The sequence below is a fragment of the Lishizhenia sp. genome (assembly GCF_057456495.1).
The window spans coordinates 1-16,503 of record NZ_JBVCPV010000053.1; the positions used below are offsets into that span (position 1 = coordinate 1).

A 16,503-nucleotide genomic window follows, 5' to 3' on the forward strand; every position below is an offset into this window, starting at 1 on the left:
CCCCAAAGGTAGGCGGGCACTCCGAAGCATCTACAACGCCTAACCTACCGCTCGTACCCGCACCGATATAAAAAAGACGTCCACCTTTTTTCATTTTCTCCGCACAAGCATCTACAAAAGCTGAAATTTCAGGTACTATTTTCTGAACAGCTAGGGCTACCTTTTGATCTTCTCGATTGATATTCTCCAATAATTCTTGAGAAGTCATCTTTTCTAAACCATCATATAAACTATCGCTTTCTGTAATCTTGCTCATGCTTTGAATTTTGGGCCAAATTACAAAAGTTCCGCTCACGTCAAATTCCTTACGTTTAAATAAATAAACATCTCAGTATGAAGAACTAATTGCATATTCCATCCATCTTCAGGTATTTATGTGCATTTTTGCACAATAAAAGCATTTTTCTGTTAAAATGAGACTTCAACTTCTTGTATTCGCGTTGGTTACCTTACAATCTGTTTTTGGCCAGGTTCAAGACAGTACGAAAACGGTAAAAGTATTTATTGACTGCCCGGGTTGTGATAAAAATTACTTCCGAAGTAATCTTCCTTATGCTACCCTTGTGCGCGATAGATATGTTGCAGATTGTCACGTTCAATTCTTCTCACAACGCACAGGATCTGGAGGCTCTAAATATGAATTTCACTTTATAGGTCTAAATAAATACAGTAGTATCGTAGATACACTTCACTTTTCTGTTCCCAATAATACAACAGCCCATGAGTTGCGCAAGAAGCAACTCCACTATCTTAAAATTGGACTGGTTAGTTTTTGGGTAAAAAACAATACCACAGACCATATTGCCGTAATGTTACAGCAACAAGCCGTGCAGCCAGAAAAACCTAAAGACAAATGGAAAAACTGGGTTTTCTCTATCAACACAAGCATTTATACAGATGGTCAGGCAGCCTATACTAACTTCAGCAACAACAACTCTGTTTCTGCAGAAAGAGTGAGAGAGCAAGATAGAATTGACGTGGGCGGATGGTACAATTACCAGCGTAAAAAATACATTTTATCGGATCCTGACACAGTGGTCTACAACATTCAAAAATCGAATGCGGTTGATTTAACCTACACACGCGCCTTGAGCAATAACTTATCGGCAGGTGCTTTTACAAATGCGGGATCCTCTATATACAACAACTACGATTTTTACGGAACCTTAAAGGGTGCTTTGGAATACAACATTTACGATTACGCAGAATCGAACAACAAACAAATAAGATTGGGGTATAAAATTGGACCACGTTTCAATGACTACATAGATACAACCGTTTATAACCAAATTGAGGAATTGCTGTGGCAACAAACTTTAAGTACCGACATGAAGTTCAAAAAGCCATGGGGTAACATTAGCTACTCTGTAAGCTGGAACAACTACATGAACGATCTTCAACTCAATTCATTAAACAACTGGGTAAGTTTAAACATCCGTGTTTTCAAAGGACTTAGCTGGCGTATGAGCGGAAGTTTCCGTATTATTAAAGACCAAGTAAACCTAGAACGTGGGGAAGCGAGTTACGAAGAAGTATTACTACAACAAACGCAGTTAGCCACCGCTTATAACTACTGGTTAAGCACTGGACTAAGTTTTACCTTTGGAAGTATATACAACGATGTAGTTAACCCAAGGTTTGGTTACTAATTCCTTACCGTTTAATCAATCAAAATATCCCTTAAGAGTTTATTCAAAAATCAAGCAAACTTCTGCTGTATATTTGAGATATACACAACGAATATCTGTAGTAAGTAATTTTCGTTTGTTTTTGGTTTTTAGTACATATAAGTGCTTTTCCTGATTTGAATCTTGTTATAAACAGTATTCAGATCAGGTTTTTTTATGCCCTAATCTAAAACTCAAAAAAAACGCCTGCATTAAATACAGACGTTTCATTATTTGAGACAAGTATAGCAAGCAATAAGCTAAGGACTTATTGTTCCGATATTCGATTGAAGGGTAAATTACCCCACCATTTTATAACGCTTAAAGAAAGCGTCCCAGTTCCAAACAAAACTATCCATCACCTCATCCATTCTTTTCAAGAACAATGGGTTTGGACATTTCATTTTCTTAAAGTAACCATCCTGGTACTCATTCAATTGGTATTTATGAAACATCCCTTTACTCATTGCATAGTGCATGTTTTTTGAAGGGTGATTAACACGCGCCATAAACTTCTTATAGTTGTTTAAATGCGTATCAAAAACATCCTTGCTCATACCAAAAATGTCTGCAAACTTCTCTTTAATCAAGTTCTCTAAATCCGCACATTGCTGTGGGTCGAAGTGATCTCCTAAAAAGCTAAGGTTTGCCACAATTACAATCATTGTAAAATGACCGTCAGAATAGTTCTCTAAATCAGGAACTGTAACAAATGCTGGGTCTTCTTTAATGAGCTCAACGACCTCATCAAAACCTTTATCCACACAATCCAGCATAGCATTAACAAATACATTTGCTAATTGCTCATCTGAAAGTTTTCTTCTGAATAGTGTTTTTAACATTGCGTTACGTTTACCTACGTTTAAGACAAAGTTAAAGAAGAATGAAGCCTTTAAAATAAGGGGTTCCGCATCTTTATCAACGAAGTTATTAACAACCCAAAACGTTTATAACACGGTTTTCGTTAAAAAATGATTACCTCTCGAAAGCACATTTCACCTTTGATAGAAAAATAATAGGTAGTTCAACACCGAAAGACTTATTTTTAACACAAATAACTCACAACATAGCTTGAAATGAAAGTAAGAAACATTGTGCTGATCATCCTCGGAATTATATTAATTGGTTTGGTATATGGACCAATTATCTCAAAAGGAAAAGGTCCAAAAACAGAAATCAGCAAGAAAACGGCTACTATAGTCCCGGTAATTATTGCGAAAAATTATTTAGCACAAGTTGAATACGAAGCTTACGGACAAGTTACTCCGTATACAGAAATCAATGTTGTTTTTGAGGTTCAAGGAAAATTATTAAAGGGAGATAAAAAACTAAAACCTGGACATAGCTTTAAGAAAGGAAGTGTACTTTATCGAGTAGATCAATCCGAAGAGTTATACACCATTTATTCGCGCAGGTCAGCCTTCAACTCCATGTTGGTTAATTTATTAGCAGATATAGAACTTGATTTCCCTAGTGAGTTAGAAAAATGGAAAAGGTTTACCAACGCTATTAACGATAAGGAAGCTCTTCCGGAATTACCAACTTTCAATTCAGATAAAGAAAAAAGATTCATTAACAGTAGAAACATTGCCACAGAATACTACAATATTAAATCTGCCGAAACACGTTTAAATAAATACGTATACCGAGCACCCTTTGACGGGACAGTTGTTGAAACTTTCGCAGAAGAAGGATCTTATGTATCTCCTGCAACAAGCATTGCACGCATTGTTAAGACAGGTGATTACGAAGTAAAGGTTCCCATTAAAAAAGAAGAATTAAATCACTTTACAAGTGCTCAAAAACTATGGTTCATCTCTCCGAACAAAGATACAGTTGGTTTAGGTAAAATTATTCGTACCTCAAATGTGGTAAACCAACAAACGCAGAGTATAGATACTTACCTTTCTATTTCGCCGGTGAACGGACACAAAGTATATCAAGGTGATTTCTTGAATTTAGTGTGTGCAGAGAAATTGGAAATGGAAACAGTTACGCTTCCGCATACAGCATTAGAGAATAATAAAGTACAGTATTTAAAAGACAGTACTTTACACAGTCTTGAAATTAAAAACTTTGGATACAAGGGAGATAGCTTATTAATAGCAGAAATACCAGAAAACACAAAAGTGTTATGTACCTACCTCCAAAACCCGAAAGCTGATACAAAATACGAAGCTGTAGAAAAATAAGTTATGAGAAACATTATAAACTTCTTTATCAAAAAGCCAATTTGGGCCAATGCCATAATTGCACTTGTCTTGATGTTTGGACTGTGGTCTCTCTTCAGCTTGAACAGTTCGTTCTTTCCAGAGCTAGATCCCAACCAAATCAACATTACGGTTACTTACCCTGGGGCCTCTCCTAAGGAAATGGAAGATGGTATTACCATTAAAATTGAACAAGCAGTAAAAGGTCTACAAGACATTGAGCACATAGATGCAAGTTCTTCAGAAAACTTTGCAACCATTAGCATTCAAGCCTACTCTGATGCTAACATGGATGACCTATTGAGTGATGTTGAAAATGCAGTTAACTCTATTAATAGTTTTCCCGCGGGGGCAGAAAAGCCAATAATTACGCGACTTAAAACCAATGGGATGTCAAGTGTTGTAGCTTTTGTAGGGGTTACAGCCAAAGACCCTAGTATTAAACGCACGGATTTGGCAGAAATGGCCAACAAAATAGAACGCGACCTATTGAATACAAAAGTGATTACACAAATCACCAAGCAAGGTTTTCCAGAAAAAGAAATCAGCATTAACATACGAGAGAATGACCTGTTACGCTACAACATTTCTATGGAAGAAATTGCTGCTAAGGTAGGAGCATTGAACAATGACATTACAGCTGGGATGATTCGCGGGGGCGCGGAAGAAATGTCTATCCGTTACAACAGTAGAACAACAAAAGTTAGAGAGATTGGTGAATTCATCATCAGGACAATGCCTTCTGGAGAATCTGTTCGTTTAAAAGATTTGGCTGACGTTACCTTAGGTTTTTCCGAAAACTCACAAACTTCAACCTTTAATGGTTCTCCTTCTATTTCTTTTCAAATTGAAAAAACTTTAGATGAGGATTTATCCATGATTTCTGAAGAGGTTTATGCCTATAAAGACAAATTCAATAAAGAACATAAAGACTACTCTTTTGAGGTGTATTACGAGTTTGATTCACTTTTAAAACAGCGTATTGACCTCCTAACAGAAAATGGAATGTTTGGATTGGTTCTCGTGCTCCTGGCATTAGGTCTTTTCTTAAACGTACGCTTAAGTGCTTGGGTAGCATTCGGTATCCCCTTCTCTTTCTTAGGAATGTTCATTCTGGGAATGGCCTATGGAATCACAATTAACATGATTTCCTTATTCGGTATGATACTGGTTGTAGGTATTCTAGTGGATGATGGAATTGTTATTGCCGAAAATATTTACAGTCACTACGAAAAAGGAAAATCGGCATCTAAAGCAGCAATAGATGGTACCATGGAAGTTTTACCTTCTGTATTTACCTCTGTACTCACAACTATGGTAGCTTTTTCTGTTTTGCTTTTTGTAGAAGGTTTAGAAATGATGCGTGAAATGGCCTTTGTGGTAATCTCATGTCTTGTATTCTCTCTTGTAGAAGCCTTCTTAGTACTCCCCTCCCACTTAGCCTCACCCAAAGTATTAAATGATAAAAATGAAACGAGTATAAAAATGCCTGTAGGTATAATACTCATGCTAATAGGTTTTGGTCTTATTTATCTAGGAGCTCATTTACTACCTACTGAATTAAGTTATACAACGGGGCTCATACCTTTCACCTTCATGATATTGGGTGCAGGACTTTTCTACTACGCCTACACGAAGTCTCCAGCAGAAAATGGTGTACGTAAAGGAATCAATTTATTCATCAGGTTCATTCGTGATAAAGCATTTGCAGATATGTTACAGCTGTTCATGGGGGTGCGTTGGAAGAAAGCCTACAGATTGAGTTTTTTCTTTCCTTTCGCCTTTGTGATAAGTGTTATCATGCTTTTTCAATCAGGTAAAATTGCATTTACCTTTTTCCCGAACATTCCGCCTGATTTCTTTAATGTTGAAGTAGCCTTTACTCCTGGGGACAACGAAGCACAAACGGATAAATTCCTAAAAAAAGCTACAGAGATACTCATGGAAGAAAATGAACGTATTATCGCTGAAACAGGTGATACTATGTTAACCTATTACACAACGAACATAGGTGCTACCATGAACATAGGTCAAGCCGGAAACCACACAGGAATGTTGAGTATTTATTACGAGGGTGAAGATGCAAAATACCCAGTGGACACGCTAATGAACCGTATCACTCGTCGAGTTAAAGCCACAGATATTGGTAAATTAAGCAGCGAAATATTCGTGGGTTCTTTTGGTCGATTTGGAGCTGATATTGAATTTGGTCTTTCTTCTCAAGACAACATGGAATTAGAGTTGGCCAAAGAAATGTTCAGGTCAGAATTAGAAAATAAAAAAGGGGTTGCCAACGTAAAAGACAACATGCCTCCAGGTAGACAAGAGGTATTCATTGAGTTATTACCACAAGCTGAAATCTACGGAATTGGAAAAGCGCAAGTCATCGCCCAAATAAGAAACGGATTCTTTGGTCGTGAAGCGCAGCGCATAATTATCGGTAATGATGAAGTTAAAATCTGGGTACGTTATCCTCAACAAGATAGAAGCTCTTTATCTGACCTGAAAAAAATGCGCATCAAACTACCCGATGGTACCGCCGTTCCTCTAACAAGTATTGCAAGCTTTTCAATGGGACGTGGACCTGTAAGTTTGAAGCGAAGAGATGGTCAACGCCAAGTTAAAGTAGATGCAAAATGTCTCTTCCCTGATAGCGTTGCGGTATTTAACCAAGCAATCATCAAAGACATTATACCAAAAGTTGAAGCTTTACACCCTTCTGTGAGCTTTAGTAAACTAGGGCAGTTCGAGAGAAGTCAGAAAACAGGGAACTCAATGGCTTACATGACCATGATCGTTTTAGTGGTAATGATTATGATTGTCATGCTACACTTTACCTCGCTCTATCAATCTTTCCTCATCATGTTGGTTATACCAGCAGGGATTGCAGGAGCAATATTAGGGCACGGAATTGTTGGAATCCCTGTTTCAATTTTAAGTTTGTTTGGGATGATTGCCCTACTTGGAGTACTCATCAACGATGCCGTAGTATTCTTAGACAGACACAACCAATTGATAGCAGAAGGATACACCTCGAGAGCAGCTGTATACGAAGCAGCCATTTCTAGATTCCGTCCCATTCTGTTAACAACCATTACAACGGTTAGTGGACTTCTTCCTTTAATAGCTGAAAAAAGTATGCAGGCTCAATTCCTTATCCCCATGGCAGTTTCCATCGCCTTCGGTGTATTATTCGGAACCTTCTTCATTTTGCTATGTTTTCCTGTAGCTATACTCTTTGGGAATGATGTAAAACGTACCTTCCACTGGTTGAGGAGAGGTAAATTGGTGAGTCATGAAGAAATTGAAACAGCCAACAAGGTGAACAAACATATAGAAGCACAAGATCTTTAAGAACATGAAATACATAGGATATCTATTCGTACTTTTCCTTTTTCCTTCGTTGGGAATAACACAGGAAACATTAAGCGCTCGTGACGCTGTACTCTTGGCGTTAGAACACAACTACTCTCTACAAATTGCCGAGAACAGGGTGGACATTGCCGAGAAAAACAACTCGTGGTCAGAAGCCGGGCTCTTCCCTACCGTAACGCTAAATGCAGGTGCCAACTTTGCGTTGCAGGACAACTCCAACAACCCTATTAGTTTCGTTCAGGAATCTATTATCAATCAGAACTTCAATCCCTCTGTGAACGTAAACTGGAATTTGTTTACTGGTTTGGGGATAAAAATCACGAAGGAAAGATTGGCCTTACTGGAGCAACAAAGCAACGGTAACTTAATGGCGGAAATTGAAAACATCGCTTTAGAAGTTCTAAAAGCATACAATTCCATCTTATTAGAAGAGCAAAAACTAAAAGTATATCAATCTGTACTGAAGTATTCTCGTGAACAATACGAGTATTACCAGCTCAAAGAAGAATATGGTCAGAGCAGTAGTTTGGAAACTTTTCAATTCAGAAATCAATTATTTGCCGACTCGGTTACAGTGATTCAACAAGAGGTCAACATTAAAAACGCCAAGCGTAATCTATTGGTACTAATGAACGTAAAAGACGCCATGTCATTAGAGCAATTTCCCAGTTTAACAGATTCTTTGAGCACTCCAATGTCTGCCATAGACAGGCAAGAAGTGCTAAGTAACTTAAACAGCAACAATCAAAATTTACGCAACCAGTTCTTGGCCATAGAATTGCAGAAGAAAATGATAGACTATCAGCGTTCTTTTTTATACCCAGTGGTATCTTTACAAGCGGCTGCAAGTCCTTCGTGGGGTAATGTACGTTTTGCTGGGAGTCCAGACCAATCTATAGGAACACAATCCATTGTGTACTCAACAGGACTTAACGTAAGATATAACCTCTTCAACAATTACAAAACCAAGCGCGCAGTAGAAGTGGCTAAAATTGAAGCTGAGATCAGTGAGATGACCTATGACCAAATGCAAATACAGGTTGAAAACAATATCTTACAATTGTTCGATGCGTATTATGTACAAAATCAATTGGTAGATTTAAATGAGCAAAGTATGCTTTACGCGGAGAAAGCTTATGAGTTAGGGAAAGCCAAATATGCCCAAGGACTTATCAATAGTTTAGAGCTACAAAACTTAAGAAATAATTTTCTTAACGCAGCCTTAAGCTATAACGACGCTTTATTTAACAGGATGACCGTATATTTAGATATCTATAAAATTTCGGGACAACTACAATTGTCGTATAGTAACGAAAATTAAAAAATTGAACAAAAACCCAATAATTCCAAAAATTATTCCCTACTTTTGCGGGAATTTATTTACCAAATAGGTTCGTTTATGTCACTTCAAGATATCAGTAAAGTTAGAGAGGGTTTAACCTACGATGACGTTTTACTAACTCCAGCATTTTCACAAGTACTTCCACGCGATGTAAAGTTGGAAAGCAAAATCACAAGAAACATTTCTGTTAACACACCTATCGTTGCCGCAGCAATGGATACAGTAACAGAGGCTAATCTAGCAATTGCTATTGCACAAACTGGAGGTATCGGTGTAGTTCACAAGAACATGAGCATAGAGCTTCAAGCATTAGAAGTTCGTAAGGTTAAGCGTTCTGAAAGCGGAATGATCTTAGACCCTGTTACCTTAAAAGAAGATGCATTGGTAAAAGATGCACTTTTCTTAATGAAGGAAAATAAAATTGGAGGTATTCCTGTAGTAGACGATCAAGGTTTATTAAAAGGAATTGTTACCAACAGAGATTTACGTTTCGAAAAAGAAAAGAATAGACCTGTTGCAGAAGTAATGACATCTGAGAATGTGATTACTGCAAAAGATGGTACAGACTTATCTGTAGCTGAAGGAATTCTTCAAGCACACAAAATTGAAAAGTTACCTGTAGTAGACGACAACAACAAATTAGTTGGATTGATTACTTACAGAGACATCATAAAAGTTAAAGAACACCCTAATTCTTGTAAAGACCAATTTGGAAGATTAAGAGTAGCAGCTGCAGTAGGTGTTACTGCTGATACTTTGGAAAGAGTTACAGCATTAGTAGAGGCAGGAGTTGATGCTATCGTTATCGATACAGCTCACGGTCATACAATGGGTGTTGTAGACAAATTAAAAGAGGTTAAAGCAAAATTCCCAACCTTAGAAGTAATTGTAGGAAACATTGCAACTGCCGAAGCAGCCAAGTTCTTGGTTGAAGCAGGAGCTGACGCAGTGAAAGTAGGAATTGGTCCTGGGTCAATTTGTACTACACGTATCATCGCTGGTGTAGGTGTACCGCAATTAACTGCAGTAAACGATGTAGCCAGAGCATTAGAAGGAACAGGAGTTCCAGTTATCGCAGATGGTGGTATCCGTTACACAGGAGATATTGTTAAAGCTATTGCAGCAGGTGCAGATATCGTAATGGTTGGTTCTATGTTCGCAGGAACAGAAGAGTCTCCAGGAGAAACTATCATCTACCAAGGAAGAAAATTCAAAGCCTACAGAGGTATGGGATCTTTAGAAGCTATGCAAAAAGGTTCGAAAGACAGATACTTCCAAGATGCTGAAGACGATGTTAAGAAACTAGTTCCAGAAGGAATCTCTGGACGTGTAGCTTACAAAGGACACTTAAAAGAAGTAGTTTACCAAATCATTGGTGGATTGAGAGCAGGTATGGGATACTGTGGTGCGCCGAGCATAGATAAGTTGAAAGGTGCTGATTTTGTCCGCATCACCAACGCAGGTATGCAAGAGTCTCACCCTCACGATGTAACCATCACACGAGAAGCTCCAAACTACAGCAAATAATATTAAAAAAAGACCAATCAAACGATTGGTCTTTTTTTTGCAAAATAAATATTGATTTCGTTCGTATTTATCAATCGAAAATTTAATTTTGGTAAACCTTAAACCATAGGCCTTTTGGCACTTAATAAAACGATACTATAAATTATGAAGAAATTAGTAGGATTATCTTTCTCCTTGTTATTAGCAGGATTAACTTGGGCTCAAAATGACCCGGTAATAATGACTGTTAATGGTCAGAAAATTTATAAATCAGAATTTCTCCAATCCTATTTAAAAAATAATGATTCACCAAGCTATGCGAAAGACTCTCTAGAGCTTTACGCAAAACGTTACAGTGATTTTAAATTAAAAGTTGCTGAAGCCGAAGCTATGGGACTCGATACTATCCCGGCCTTCGTTAAGGAATTACAGGGATATGAAAGACAATTAGCTCTTCCCTATTTAGTAGATTCTGCACAGAATGAAATTCTGGTAAAAGAAGCCTACGATAGAATGCAAAAAGAAATTCGTGCTTCTCACATTTTAATTCGTGTAGGAGAAGATGCTTCACCACATGATACTTTAAAAGCTTACAATAGAATTATAAATCTGCGTCGCAGAATATTGTCAGGAGAAGATTTCGCAAGTGTTGCCAATTCTAAATTTGGTTCAGAAGATCCATCTGTTGCCCAAAACAATGGAGACTTAGGTTACTTTACTGCTTTCCAAATGGTGTACCCGTTTGAGAACGCTGCATACAATACTCCAGAGGGAGAAGTTTCTATGCCTGTGCGTACAAAGTTTGGTTACCACATTTTAAAAATTACTGACGTAAGAGATGCACGCGGAACTATTTCTGCAGCACACATCTTAGTTTTAGCTCAAAAAGAAGAAGAACTTCAGGCGGCTAAAAATAAAATTGACTCTATCTACGCAAAATTAGAAAGAGGTGAAGATTGGTCTACACTAGCAAGAAAATACTCTGACGATCAAAGCTCAAGAAACAAAGGAGGTTTATTACCTGATTTTGGTTCTAGAACGAAACAACGTATGGTACCTGTTTTCGAAGATGAAGCATTTGCTTTAACAGAAGACGGACAATACTCTAAACCATTCAAAACGCAATTTGGTTACCACATCGTAAGACGTGTGAGTTGGAAGCCACTTCCTTCTTATGAGGAAATGGAACGCGAGTTATACAACAAAGTAAACCGCGACATGAGAGGTCAGCAAACACAAGCTTCTTTTGTAGAAAAATTGAAAAAAGAATACAACTTCACAGCAGGTGCGCAAACTGCACCAGCCTTGTTAAAAGGAGTGGTTGATTCATCTCTTTTTGAAGGAACATGGAAGTTCGATGGTACGAATGCAGATGCAGTAATCTTTAATTATGCCAACAAAGATTACACCCTGAATGACTTTGCTTCGTTCTTAGAAAACACACAGCGTAAGCAACCTATGAAAAACGTGGATGATTTTGTAGCAAAAGTTTATACGAACTGGGAAAGAACACAAATCATTGCATACGAAGAAAGCCAATTAAAAAACAAATACCCTGCATACAAACACTTAATGCAAGAATACCACGATGGAATATTGTTGTATGAAATCATGAAAGATGAAGTGTGGGACAAGGCGTCTAAAGACACTTTAGGGTTGAAAAATTACTACCAAGCCCACAGAGAAGATTACATCTTACCGAACAGATTAAACGCAAATGTATTCGAACTTTACAACAAGAAAGATGCGAAGAAAGCATACAAAATGTTGAAGAAAGGAGCAAGCATGGCAGATTTAGAAGCTGAATTCGGAAGTGAGTCTGATTTGCGTATGCGTGCCGATAGCTTGGTAATGAATACGGAAACTGACGAACGTATCAAAAACGAATCTTTATCACTAGGTTTAAACAAGGCGTACGAGGCAAACGGAAAATACTACGTAGTGGTAGTAAATGAAGAATTACCAAGTAGACCAAAAACCTATAAAGAAGCGAAAGGTGCAATCATCCAAGACTACCAAACACAATTGGAAAAAGCTTGGTTAGAAGAATTAAGAAAGAAACACGATATTGTAATTAATAAAGAGGTATTATTCAGCCTTGGTAGTTAAACACAAACATATCACATTTAGGGCTGTCATTTTCGGCAGCCTTTTCTGTTTTCTAGCAGCTTGTTCTTTTGGAGAAAAAGAACAGTGGGCTGCGGTAGAAAATGAAATCTTGACCAAAGAAGATGGTGAAGGTATGATGCGTGCTTTACAGTTAGACCCGAACAATAAAGAAGACAGAGATGGCTTTCTATTGGATTGGATAGCACAACAGGAATACGCCCTTTACTTAAAGGAGACACAACCCAACTTGTATTACGAAATCAAAGCACATAACGTAAAAGAAAGTGCTGATTTACTTAAGTTTCATATTGAAAGTGGTATGATAAAAAAGGCTTTGGCCAATGCATCCCCTTCTGAAGAAGAAATTTTAGCTTACTACAAAAAACACAGAAAAAACTTTAGTGACGAAATTTATTTAGTGAAAGCACTCTACTTAAAAGTAGCCCTGAATAAATTACGCAACTCCAACATTGACCAGCTTTACCTGTTAAAAAATGGTAAAGACAGGGAGGAAATAAAAAACTTTGCAAATCTTTACGCCACAAACTTCTATTTTGAGGAAAACAAGTGGATTGTGTTTGACGATTTAGTCCGTGAAATGCCCATAGAGGTGAACATTAAAGAGTTAATCGAGAGCAAAGGGAAAATTATTAGTAAAGACAATCAATTTGCTTACTACCTCAACATTTTAAGTTACAATACCAAAGAGGCTTTAAAACCGAATGCGCAAGAGCGCGAACTGATAGAAAAAAGAATTTTGGCACAAAAAGCCAAAAAGATAAGAGTTGAACTAAACGACTCGATAACAAAATTGATAGAAAATAGATATGAGATCAACATTTATACTAAGTAGTGTAGCCCTATTCATTAGCTTTTTTGCCGCTGCTCAACCCACTAGCATTGGAGGTACTGGGAAAGAAACGGTGGACAAAATTATAGGCCAGGTAGGTGACAATATTATTTTACTATCAGAGGTTAAAAACGAGGTAATACAAAGCGAAATCAATGGCGAAGGATTGGGCAACAATGCCAAGTGCTCCATTTTCGAAGACATGATGTATCAAAAGCTGCTTTTAAATCAGGCACAGCTAGATAGTATCGTAATCAATGATGAGCAAGTAAATGCCAACATGGAAAACCGTTTGAGAACCATAGAAGCACAAATTGGTTCGCGTGAAAAGTTAGAAGAGTTTTATGGGAAAACTTACGCGCAAATTAAAGACGAGTTTAGAGAAATCATCCGTGAGCGAATGATGGCCGAAGAAATGGAACGTCAAATTACAGCCAATATCGTTGTTACACCTCGTGAAATAGAAAAATTCTACAACTCTATCCCTAAGGATAGTTTGCCTTACATCAACCAGCAAATTGCTTTACAACAAATTGTAGTATATCCTGAAATTACAACAGAAGATAAAGCCAAAACTATTGCAGAACTCAACAAATGGCGAGATGAAATCATCAACGGTAAGAAAAGGTTTGAGTTGATGGCTAAAATCTACTCAGAAGACCCAGGAAGTGCACAAAAAGGTGGTTTATTAGAAGCTTCAAAAGGGATGATGGTAAAACCGTTCGAGGCTGCGGCCATGAACTTAAAACCCGGTGAAATTTCTGAAGTTTTCGAAACAGAATATGGTTTCCATATCGTTCAATTAATCGAAAGAAAAGGAAACGACTATACCTGCAGACATATTCTTCGTATTCCTGAAGTAAGTAACGAAAGTATTACCAAAGCTGCAGAAGTGATTGACGAATGCTACCAGCGTTTGCAACGTGCCGAAATCTCTTGGGATGAAGCTGTAAAATTATACTCAGAAGATAAAGAAACGAAACAAAATCATGGTAATGTAACAAACCCTTACACGGGAGATATATACTGGGATGTACAAAACATTAACCAAATAGACCCACAGATATTTACCGTTATCCAAGGTTTAAAGGTCGGGCAATACACGCAACCTGGTATCTATATCAATTACCAAAGTAGAAAAGAAGGTGTTCGTATTGTACGTTTGGCAGATCAAACCAAACCACACGTTGCGAATTTAGAAGATGACTACGCCTTTGTTAAGAAAGCTGCACAAGCAAGCAAAGAGCAAGAAGTAATTGGCGAATGGGTAGAAGAAAGCATAGAAAAAGCATACATAAAAATTGATCCCGATTTTAAGTCTTGTAACTTGAATTATAACTGGTAATCGTTATATTTAAACCTTAACAATTTCTATCATATGTCAGACGTACAAGCTATTAATAACCTCGTTGTTCAATACAAAGCTCTTAAAGAAGAAATACACAAAGTCATTATAGGTCAAGATGAAGTTGTAGACCAAGTTTTGATCAGTATTTTTTCACGTGGACACAGTTTATTGGTAGGTGTACCAGGTTTGGCCAAAACACTTTTGGTCAACACCATTGCGCAAACACTTGGTTTAGACTTTAACCGTATTCAGTTTACGCCAGACTTAATGCCCTCTGACATTATAGGATCGGAAATATTAGACGAGAGTAGAAATTTCAAATTTATAAAAGGACCTCTTTTCTCTAACGTTATTTTGGCCGATGAGATCAACAGAACTCCACCCAAAACACAAGCCGCATTGTTAGAAGCAATGCAAGAAAAAAGTATAACTGCAGCAGGTACTACCTATCAGTTAAACAAACCTTTCTTTGTATTGGCTACACAAAACCCTATTGAGCAAGAAGGAACCTATCCTCTACCCGAGGCGCAGTTAGACCGTTTCATGTTCAATATTTGGGTAGATTATCCTTCTTTTGCAGAAGAAATGGCCATTGTGAAAGCTACTACTTCTGACGAAAAAATTGACTTAAAACAAATTATGACCGGTGAGGAGATTGTACAATACCAAGAACTCATCCGTAAAATACCTGTGGCAGATAATGTGTTAGAATACGCCGTTAACTTGGTAAGTAAAACGCGTTATAACAATCCTAAAGCGCCCCAAATCACCAAAGATTTCATTTCTTGGGGAGCAGGTCCGCGTGCTTCACAGTATCTCATTGTAGGTGCTAAATGTCATGCAGCGTTGAAAGGAAAATATTCTCCAGACATAGAAGACGTGCAAGCTGTGGCTGTGCCTATCTTACGTCACCGTTTGGTGAAAAACTATAGAGCTGAAGCAGAAGGTTATACCATGGAAAAAATTATCGACGCTTTACTTTAAGATTTTCTTCCCCTTGATAGAATAATCTCAAGTTTTTGAAGTTATAGCTTCAGTTTTACTATGAAATTACTGCATCTTACTTTTTTATTAGTGCTAAGTTCTCTTGCTTGGGGACAAACTTCTACCGTTGAAGGACGTGTTGTAGATAAAGACAATGACGGATTCTATGGAGCCTATATTTTTGTGAAAGAAGACTCCTTAAAATTTAATACACGTTCTAATTCTGACGGATATTTTGACCTTACACTACCCAGTAATACTTCACTTACTATTATTGTACAAAATGAAGCAGAACGTTTTTCTTATCCTCTTGTTTTAAAAGAAGGTGAAAATAGAAAACTGTCTAAAACTAAATTCTCAGTACAAAATTATACAGCCGTAGATATTGCGGGAACCAAAAAGGAAAACATGACCAGTATTGATAAGATAGATATCAATGCCATTCCCATTCCTGGAGGTTCCGTTGAAAGAAGTTTGATTTACAGTACCGCTGCAAGTTCGAATAACGAGTTATCGAACAACTACAATGTTCGTGGAGGTAACTACAATGAAAATCTGGTTTATGTAAATGGTATTCAAATTTACAGACCTTTCCTTACCCGCAGTGGTCAACAAGAAGGTATGAGTTTCATCAATCCAGACTTTGTTGAGGATATATCTTTTAGTGCCGGAGGTTTTTCTGCCAATTACGGTGATCGATTAAGTTCTGTGCTAGATATTACTTATAAAAAACCAAGAGATTTTAAAGCTACGGCCAATGGTAGTTTACTGGGTGCAGCTTTCCACGTAGAAGATAAATTGAGCCCGAGACTTAATTTTATTGTTGGAGCAAGATATAGATCTAACGGTTACTTGTTAAATGCCTTACCCACAACAGGTGCTTACAACCCCATCTTTTTTGATGTTCAACTTTTGGCCAACTATGAAATTACTGAAAAACTAACGTGGAGTTTCTTAGGTCACCTCTCCTCTAACAATTATAGATTTGCTCCCGAAACGCAACAAACAAATTTTGGAACCATCAATGAAGCCTATAGGTTCAATGTTTATTTCGACGGACAAGAACAAACGCGTTTTCGAACTTTCACTGGAGCTACGAGCTTAAATTGGAA

The 16,503-nt window shown here is 37.5% G+C and carries 11 protein-coding genes and 1 pseudogene; 10 read left to right on the plus strand and 2 right to left on the minus strand.

Features of this window, described 5'->3' with window-relative positions; genetic code table 11:
- A pseudogene (locus AC22ZQ_RS05585) lies at positions 1-256 on the minus strand (N-acetylmuramic acid 6-phosphate etherase); the annotation flags it as partial.
- 157 nt (positions 257-413) lie between these two features.
- Here AC22ZQ_RS05585 and AC22ZQ_RS05590 point away from each other — a divergent pair.
- On the plus strand, positions 414-1,649 hold the full coding sequence (locus AC22ZQ_RS05590) for a hypothetical protein (protein WP_318957799.1): 1,236 nt from the start codon (positions 414-416) through the stop codon (positions 1,647-1,649).
- Between the two features lie 317 nt (positions 1,650-1,966).
- Here the strand turns inward: AC22ZQ_RS05590 and AC22ZQ_RS05595 are convergent, their stop codons facing one another.
- On the minus strand, positions 1,967-2,509 hold the full coding sequence (locus AC22ZQ_RS05595; RefSeq protein WP_318957800.1) for a hypothetical protein: 543 nt from the start codon (positions 2,507-2,509) through the stop codon (positions 1,967-1,969).
- A gap of 234 nt (positions 2,510-2,743) precedes the next feature.
- Here AC22ZQ_RS05595 and AC22ZQ_RS05600 point away from each other — a divergent pair, with 234 nt between their 5' ends.
- From AC22ZQ_RS05600 to AC22ZQ_RS05640, 9 genes are all read left to right on the plus strand, one after another.
- Positions 2,744-3,859 carry an efflux RND transporter periplasmic adaptor subunit gene (locus AC22ZQ_RS05600; protein ID WP_318957801.1) on the plus strand — a complete coding sequence of 372 codons (1,116 nt, stop codon included), beginning with the start codon at positions 2,744-2,746 and terminating at the stop codon, positions 3,857-3,859.
- 3 nt (positions 3,860-3,862) lie between these two features.
- The gene (locus AC22ZQ_RS05605) at positions 3,863-7,231 is read left to right on the plus strand and encodes an efflux RND transporter permease subunit (RefSeq protein WP_318957802.1); all 3,369 of its coding nucleotides are present in this window, start codon (positions 3,863-3,865) and stop codon (positions 7,229-7,231) included.
- A gap of 4 nt (positions 7,232-7,235) precedes the next feature.
- Positions 7,236-8,573 carry a TolC family protein gene (locus AC22ZQ_RS05610; protein ID WP_318957803.1) on the plus strand — a complete coding sequence of 446 codons (1,338 nt, stop codon included), beginning with the start codon at positions 7,236-7,238 and terminating at the stop codon, positions 8,571-8,573.
- 78 nt (positions 8,574-8,651) lie between these two features.
- Positions 8,652-10,121 (plus strand): IMP dehydrogenase, encoded by a 1,470-nt coding sequence (gene guaB, locus AC22ZQ_RS05615; RefSeq protein WP_318957804.1) that lies wholly within the window; start codon positions 8,652-8,654, stop codon positions 10,119-10,121.
- A 144-nt stretch (positions 10,122-10,265) separates the two neighbouring features.
- On the plus strand, positions 10,266-12,209 hold the full coding sequence (locus AC22ZQ_RS05620) for a peptidylprolyl isomerase (protein WP_318957805.1): 1,944 nt from the start codon (positions 10,266-10,268) through the stop codon (positions 12,207-12,209).
- Entirely contained in the window at positions 12,199-13,062 is an 864-nt protein-coding gene (locus tag AC22ZQ_RS05625; protein ID WP_318957806.1) for a hypothetical protein, read from the plus strand. The genes AC22ZQ_RS05620 and AC22ZQ_RS05625 overlap by 11 nt, the downstream gene beginning before the upstream one ends.
- Positions 13,037-14,404: a peptidylprolyl isomerase gene (locus AC22ZQ_RS05630; RefSeq protein WP_318957807.1), complete on the plus strand. Its 1,368-nt coding sequence runs from the start codon at positions 13,037-13,039 to the stop codon at positions 14,402-14,404. Before AC22ZQ_RS05625 ends, AC22ZQ_RS05630 begins: the two co-directional genes overlap by 26 nt.
- Positions 14,405-14,437: 33 nt before the next feature.
- Positions 14,438-15,391, plus strand: a complete 954-nt coding sequence (locus AC22ZQ_RS05635) for an AAA family ATPase (protein WP_318957808.1) — start codon at positions 14,438-14,440, stop codon at positions 15,389-15,391.
- Positions 15,392-15,451: 60 nt separating this feature from the next.
- On the plus strand, positions 15,452-16,503 hold a 1,052-nt coding region (locus tag AC22ZQ_RS05640), incomplete at its 3' end, for a TonB-dependent receptor (protein WP_318957809.1).